Annotated in this window: 7 protein-coding genes; 5 read left to right on the forward strand and 2 right to left on the reverse strand. The window is 45.2% G+C overall.

Annotation, left to right across the window (positions count from 1 at the left end; genetic code table 11):
• Positions 1–49: 49 nt before the first annotated feature.
• The 3 genes from JGK36_RS16370 to JGK36_RS16380 all read left to right on the forward strand — a co-directional run bounded on the left by JGK36_RS16370 (position 50) and on the right by JGK36_RS16380 (position 3056).
• Positions 50–946: a polysaccharide deacetylase family protein gene (locus JGK36_RS16370; protein WP_293184166.1), complete on the forward strand. Its 897-nt coding sequence runs from the start codon at positions 50–52 to the stop codon at positions 944–946.
• A 134-nt stretch (positions 947–1080) separates the two neighbouring features.
• A complete protein-coding gene (locus JGK36_RS16375; protein ID WP_293184168.1) occupies positions 1081–1704 on the forward strand; it encodes a restriction endonuclease subunit R in 624 nt (207 codons plus the stop codon).
• A 74-nt stretch (positions 1705–1778) separates the two neighbouring features.
• Complete coding sequence (locus JGK36_RS16380) at positions 1779–3056, forward strand: bifunctional sterol desaturase/short chain dehydrogenase (protein WP_293189835.1); 1278 nt, start codon at positions 1779–1781, stop codon at positions 3054–3056.
• A gap of 186 nt (positions 3057–3242) precedes the next feature.
• On the opposite strand, the gene JGK36_RS16385 is transcribed toward JGK36_RS16380, so the two are convergent.
• Positions 3243–3842: a glyoxalase-like domain protein gene (locus tag JGK36_RS16385; protein WP_293184172.1), complete on the reverse strand. Its 600-nt coding sequence runs from the start codon at positions 3840–3842 to the stop codon at positions 3243–3245.
• A gap of 120 nt (positions 3843–3962) precedes the next feature.
• Here JGK36_RS16385 and JGK36_RS16390 point away from each other — a divergent pair, with 120 nt between their 5' ends.
• Together JGK36_RS16390 and JGK36_RS16395 are read left to right on the forward strand one after the other, a co-directional pair.
• Entirely contained in the window at positions 3963–4367 is a 405-nt protein-coding gene (locus JGK36_RS16390) for a gamma-glutamylcyclotransferase (protein ID WP_293197506.1), read from the forward strand.
• A gap of 293 nt (positions 4368–4660) precedes the next feature.
• On the forward strand, positions 4661–4936 hold the full coding sequence (locus JGK36_RS16395; protein ID WP_293187195.1) for an SUMF1/EgtB/PvdO family nonheme iron enzyme: 276 nt from the start codon (positions 4661–4663) through the stop codon (positions 4934–4936).
• 481 nt (positions 4937–5417) lie between these two features.
• Here the strand turns inward: JGK36_RS16395 and JGK36_RS16400 are convergent, their stop codons facing one another.
• Positions 5418–5993, reverse strand: coding sequence for an ATP-binding protein (locus tag JGK36_RS16400; protein WP_293187194.1), 576 nt, complete (start codon positions 5991–5993; stop codon positions 5418–5420).
• Positions 5994–6721 lie beyond the last annotated feature (728 nt).

Genomic DNA, 6721 nt, shown 5'->3' on the forward strand with positions numbered 1-6721 from the left:
GTAAAGCTGTAAGCGATAATTAGAGCGTCGATCGCAAATAGTACAGTCAATGAATACCAGATTTACTAAGAAATTGTGGTTTAAAATCGCTATAATTATCAGTTTTATCTCTGTAATTTTGCTATTTCCCGATCGCCTAAAAACTGCGAATTCAAATTCGTTAGCCCAAATCCCCCCTTTTGGCAATCCCCCGCCAAACCTGCTGAAACCACCCAAACCCCAAATACTTCCTTCTCCCGCCGCAACTCCGTCTCCGAAACCTGTCGTAGAACCTTTAGTATTCGCACCACCGGCGCAATTTCGCGGACAAATTGTTTACCAAGCAAGTATCAGCGACTCAAAAGTTATTGCCCTGACTTTTGATGATGGCCCAACTGCGGAAACTTTGAAAATATTAAAAATATTGCAGAAACATAATGCGGTTGCTACATTTTTCTGCTTGGGTGCAAATTTGCGAGAGTATCCCGAAATTGCCAAACAAGTAGTAAAGGCCGGAAATGCGATCGGCAATCATACTTGGCATCACTTTTATCACAATGTCACGGAAAAAATAGCATCGGATGAAATAGATAATACTGGCGTTCATATTTATCGATCGACTGGCGCGAAGAGTTTGTTGTTTCGTCCTCCCGGTGGGCGCTTAAATAACGGTTTTGCGGATTACGCCAAAAAGAAAAATTATGTGGTGGTGATGTGGTCGATCGATCCTAAGGACTTTTCGCAACCTCCGGCGGCTGCTATAGCCCGTACTGTGCTGTCTCAAGCGACATCAGGGGCGATCGTATTGTTGCATGACGGTGGTGGCGATCGCCAGCAAACAGTCGAGGCCGTATCTGCAATTATTCCCAAACTCAAACAGCAGGGATACCGTTTTGTCACCGTACCGCAATTACTGGAAATGCAAGCAGCCCAAAAACAGGAAAAGGGCGATCGCAAATCCCAATAAACACACCTTGTATCTCATCTGCGTACCCTTCGGGAAGGCTTCGCCTACATCCGCGTTAATCTGCCTTTATCTGCGGTTCAAAATCCCGATCGTGCTAAACTTATGAATAACCATAAAAACTTTTATCAATCATCATGCAAAAACTACAAGCAAGAGATATCAACCTCCGCTATTTAATCGACAACTTCGGTTTACAGCGAGTGCGGAATCAAGAGTTTTTCCGAGAATGGCAAGAAAACTTGCCCGAAGTAACAGACTCGGAGAAACAATTGCTCGATCGCGTTCAAGACATATACTTTAACTTAGTAGACACCCCGCCTGTGTTGGAGAATGCAGTCAAGCTAACAATCATCAGCCCGATTTTGTTTATTGCCGGTCTCTTTGAGTCTCCTTTTCAAGTCAAAGCCGAAAAGTCGATCGCCATTCAAGAAGAAGACGAAGGCAGAATCATCGAAGGTAGAATAGATATCTTAATTATGAAAGCAAACCTATGGGTGACAGTAATTGAATCCAAACAACTTGCTTTCTCAACAGACGAAGCACTTTCCCAACTCCTGACATATATGCTGGCAGATCCGAATCCAGAAACTCCTACTTTTGGGATGATTTCCACAGGTGCTAACTTCTCTTTTGTCAAGTTAGTCAGAGGCGAAACTTTGCAGTATGCCCGATCGCCTGAATTTGTTGTTTCCAATCCCGGCAATGAATTGTACCGCGTTTTGCAGATTTTAAAACGCCTGAGTCAATTGCCAGACTAGCGAGAAAAGCCATTTTGAGCTATCTTTCAAAGCAGACAATCATCTAATATCTCAAATTTCAAACTGGTGCGAGCATGGTAAATTACTGGATAGTCGGCGCTGTAGCAATAGCTTCTGTCTTTTGGGCAGAAATCATCCGAGACTTTTATCACGTCGCGTCTCATTATGTGCCGCCACTGCAAAAGCTGCACAATTGGCATCACCGGGTTTTTCGCCCGAATTTGACGCCCGTCAGCGAGACAATTTACAAGCAAGCGCACTGGCGTCACGATGTGCCCGAAGCTGCGGCGATGATGGTTTTGGGCTTGTTGCTGTGGGTTTTAGCTTATTTTGCGTTGCCGCAATATCACTGGGGCGCAGCAGCGGGTTGTATTTATACTTTAAGCTTTTTGTTGAGTGCGATCGCCCGCGCGATCGGAATCAAAGGCGCAGACGAGTTAACCGACATCACCCACCAACCGGGAAACTTCCAAACTATCCCCGGTAAATGGTTTGTGAATAAACCTTACCACTGGAAGCATCATTTCGACAATCAAAATGCTTACTATTGCGGTACTTTCACCTTAATAGATAAACTTATGGGTACAGCACTTTCTCTCAAAGGCAAAACTGTCGCCGTCACCGGCGCATCAGGAACATTGGGGCGTTTGCTTCTGAAACACCTGCACAAAGCTGGTGCAAAAGTTATCGCCCTCTCCTCTGGAAATGAGGAAATTACTGTGAATGTAGACGGCGAGATTTTGCCTGTAAAAACCGTAACTTGGCAGGCTGGCGAAGAGGCTGATTTAGCTAAATTGTTAGAAAAAATTGATATTCTCGTCATCAATCACGGGATTAATTTACAGAAAGAAAGAACCGGAGAGGCGATCGCAAATTCCTACGAAATTAACACTTTTTCGGCATGGCGGCTGATGGAACTGTTTTTCTTAACAGTTCGCACTAATGAAAATATAGCTTGCAAAGAAGTTTGGATCAACACTTCCGAAGCCGAAGTGATTCCCGCTGTCAGTCCCCTGTACGAACTCAGCAAGCGTGCCCTGGGAGATTTAGTCACTCTGCGACGGCTGGATGCGCCCTGTATCGTCCGCAAACTGATTTTAGGGCCGTTCAAAAGCAACTTAAACCCGATCGGCATTATGTCTCCTGACTGGGTAGCGCAGCAAATTGTCAAACAAGCTAAAGCCGATGTCCGTAACATCATCGTGACGATTAATCCTTTGACTTTGATCGTTTTCCCAGTTAAAGAATTCTTTGTTTCTTCGTATTTCCAACTCTTCAGCCGCAAGACAGTTGCAGAGATTAAAGCAGCGGCGACAGCGGAAAAATCCAATGTTGAAGCTAAGATTAATTGACAAAGCATAAACGCAGAAAACCGGGCGGTTGGAAACCGCGGCTACACAGACACTCACGCCCCTCCGCGGGTTGAAGACAGGCCGTTAAATTTACGTTATTATCTTCAGTCCGCGGAGGCGGACATCGTTTGTATAGACGCGGTTTCAACCGCCGAGTTTCAACCGCCGAGTTTCAACTACTCCGATCTAATTACTAACCTCAGCCATTTCAATCACGCGCCCATCATAATCCTTAACCAAAAAATTAAGCGGCTTTTCCCGGCGAATTTTATAACTAATCCCGCGAGTTTGTACTCTCATTAATAGCTGATCCAAACAATCGCGATCGAAACAAACATGACGTTCGCGATTTTTTTCGCCTGCGCCAGCCCCGCTAATAATGTGCAGTTGAGTATTTTTCATCAACTGATACCACAAACCCTCGGGACTCCCCATCGTTTGAGAGCTCGTTCCCCTCCCGACATTGGGCGACAAATACAGGGGGTCGATACCCGTTGTCCCCAAGGTTTGTTCGTAATTGTAGTAGTAATGCAGTGGCACTTCTGCTACAGGGAGGCTTAGCATACCTTCATAGAACTCCCTCGCCTGTGCGAGATCCGATACCATCACCGTGTGTACCTTCGGAGCACTGGTGAGAAACATCCACATCGCCCCCGCATAGGCGGCTAGCAGCATCACCATGATCCCTTGAGTGGAAAACAAGCCGTCTAGGGGTAAGTCGGGCAAAAAAGAGCTCAGGTACAAGGGCTGAAGTCCAAAAGCAATAAAACTAACTGCTAGAGTCATGAATTATAAGAAAGGGTAAACAACGAAATTTATCAAGATTGCGGTCGCGATCGCCCGCGAGACTTAAACTATTAGCTTAGGCATCTAATATAGCAAAAACTAGCGATTAGGCCCTACCCGATGAAAGTCTTTGTCTACGGCACTCTCAAACCGGGGGAGTGCAACTATCTGCGCTACTGCGAGGGAAAGGTTGTGGATGCTTTGCCCGCGATCGCCCGCGGCCAACTTTTTGCACTGCCGATCGGCTATCCTGCGATGGTGGCCGGAGAGGGCACTGTCTATGGTTTTCTGCTGTGTTTCGCAAATTCCGCTATTTTGGACGATTTAGACAGACTGGAAGACTATCACCCGCAGCGGGAACCGACGGAAAACGAATATCAGCGGCAGGAAATCGAAATTTGCGATCGACACCTCAAACCCTTAGGCACAGCTTGGACATACTGCATGGTACCCGATCGCGTTCGTACCCTAGGAGGCATCTGGCTGCCCGATGGGACGTGGGAAAATCGGTTTTTGACAAAATAAGATCGGACGGCGGTTTTCTTCAACTTCAACCCGCTTGCAGTGGGTTTTGTTTGTATCGACGCGGTTGAAACCGCCGGGTTTTCTTCAACTTCAACCCGCTTGGAATGGGTTTTGTTTGTATCGACGCGGTTTCAACCGCCCAGTTTTCCGATCGCGAATTGCGATCGAACCTGTAACCATAATCCCGAACACATCGCTCGATCGCTTCTAACGACCAGCTTGAGTGCTATGTTGAGGTAGTACAGGCTGGAAATATTTAACGATCGACAGATAATTGCGGCGCTCAGAATTGTATGTATATAGCCTTTCTCAGAAAGATGAGGTATGCCAAGATATGCTGGAACTCCTACAGTGTAAAGCTTTTCATTTCAAGACACGATCGTCCTTATCAAAACAGTATTGATTTATTGGTCAATACCAATGAGGATTACCAAGCTCGAATGCTGCGCGGGGGTTCGTGGTTCCTCAGTCCGTGGCTCTGCCGCTCTGCTTTTCGCTACTACGATGCGCCGGACATCGACTTTAACGTCCTCGGTTTTCGGGTTGTGTATATAGCTGCGTGGACTTAAATAAAAATGTACCGCTAATTCGTAGTAGGATGTTGATGTAAATCATGGCAAAGAGAGGGCGAGTTTATGAGATTGTTTGTGGGTTTGATGGATGTCTGCGAACCCATCTCTGCAATTTAGTAATTGCGAATTTAATCAAATTTGTACCGACGTATATTTATAAGACAATGTTTATTAACAGATAGACCAATACGCTTGATTTAAGACTATTTTGGACATAAAAAGCTGTGAAAAATAAATACTGCGACTGCTTCGTCCCTCGGACTAAAAATGTCAACTCAACTGTATCGATCTAGAATTATTCAAACAATGCTGAAGCAGTCTCCAATGTGCATTAGCAGTCATGACAAAAAACTTTTTTCATGGTAAATTTAGGACTTAGAAATAGACCAAAGAAACCGCGTTTTTTCCTTAATATGCAGGTTAAAAGGCATCTTTTCGTAAAAAACCCGGTTTGTGGTCACCCGTGCGTACAGTCATGTTAGCGAAGGGTAAATCCCAGCTCGTTCCAGGTAAACGGACTTGTTTCTGCCAATTCTCCTTGCAGTTTTGCTTCCAAGTCAAAGGGCTTCCCACAATCCCAAATTTTGATTTCTAGGCGTTCTGGAAATACTGTTATTTCCAACTCGATTGGAGTTGCTAAGGGCAGGTCTTTATGAGCATGGCGAACAGCATTTGTAAATCCTTCGATTGTTGCAAGTTTCCATTGGTGAAAAACTGCTTCTGGAATCTGTAGATGCTCTAATTGATCGACCCAAGATAAAACTTTAGCAACCGCCTTGATATCAGAATTACTTGTAAGGCTGATTTTTTGAAGTGGCTGGTTTGAACTGACCTCGGATTCGGTATCTCGTTGTTTTTGAAACCATTTATTTAAAACATCGATCGGTCGCTTAACACCACTAGCTTGAGTGCTGTCTTGGGGCTGATAATGTTTCATCAGGAACAAACAGTTTCGACTGTCATAAGTACGGGTATAGCTTAGCTGATCGGCTATTTTGCCAAGGACTTTTATGCCTATCCCACCCGACGGAATGTCATCCATGTTATCTCTCATTTGGTTGCTATCCTTTGTCATTATTTAATGGGTAATTTTTTAGTTAAAAAAGGAGTGGCTTTCTTTGACTGGAGTGCGAACATCTCGATCCCTGGAAATATAGAGCCAATTTGGCATATACAGGCTTAGCTGTGGGGGACGATCGCACTCAAGCACAAAAAACGAACGGTTTTTACGAAATAGGGATGCTCCCGTTGTAGTCCTTATCATTGTCTCTTGGTTGCTCGCGTCTTGACAAACTCAGTTGGCGATCGCTAAACCGATCGAAAACTGACATTGACAAATAAATAAGTAAATTATACAGTGACGACCCTCAAAGCCTCGACGACCCTCAAAGCCTCTGAGGAGGGACGAGAAAGGATTAAGCAAGCTAGAAGTGAGAGGGGATGCACTATAGAAGAGCCCTGATGGCTGGTAGAAGCGAGTCAAGAGTTAGAGCGCGATCGCCCTTGGACAGAGGTCGGGCCCTATGCCGATGGCCTCTGGCTCCCTACTTAGGGGCGTTGGCGATCGAGTTTAATTGCGATCGATCGCCCTCCCGTTCACCTTTACACTTGAGACCCAGTAGAAATGATATAATAGCCAAAAGTTTTTATAACAGTTCGCGATCCGCTAAACACTGGACAAAGGTGGACGAGATAGCCAGTCTAAGTCTTTAACTAGGCTACGTTAGTAAGGTCACGACACCTACGAGTGCTTTCCAGCTTGTAGCTATGTCGCCGGAGATT

It is taken from the genome of Microcoleus sp. PH2017_35_SFW_U_B, from assembly GCF_020737865.1.
GTDB lineage: Bacteria > Cyanobacteriota > Cyanobacteriia > Cyanobacteriales > Microcoleaceae > Microcoleus.

Coding starts and splice junctions, on each gene's coding strand:
- JGK36_RS16375 (WP_293184168.1), top strand. CDS start 1,081: ATGCAAAAACTACAAGCAAGAGATATCAACCTCCGCTATTTAATCGAC.
- JGK36_RS16385 (WP_293184172.1), bottom strand. CDS start 3,842: ATGACTCTAGCAGTTAGTTTTATTGCTTTTGGACTTCAGCCCTTGTAC.
- JGK36_RS16380 (WP_293189835.1), top strand. CDS start 1,779: ATGGTAAATTACTGGATAGTCGGCGCTGTAGCAATAGCTTCTGTCTTT.
- JGK36_RS16395 (WP_293187195.1), top strand. CDS start 4,661: ATGTATATAGCCTTTCTCAGAAAGATGAGGTATGCCAAGATATGCTGG.
- JGK36_RS16400 (WP_293187194.1), bottom strand. CDS start 5,993: ATGAGAGATAACATGGATGACATTCCGTCGGGTGGGATAGGCATAAAA.
- JGK36_RS16370 (WP_293184166.1), top strand. CDS start 50: ATGAATACCAGATTTACTAAGAAATTGTGGTTTAAAATCGCTATAATT.
- JGK36_RS16390 (WP_293197506.1), top strand. CDS start 3,963: ATGAAAGTCTTTGTCTACGGCACTCTCAAACCGGGGGAGTGCAACTAT.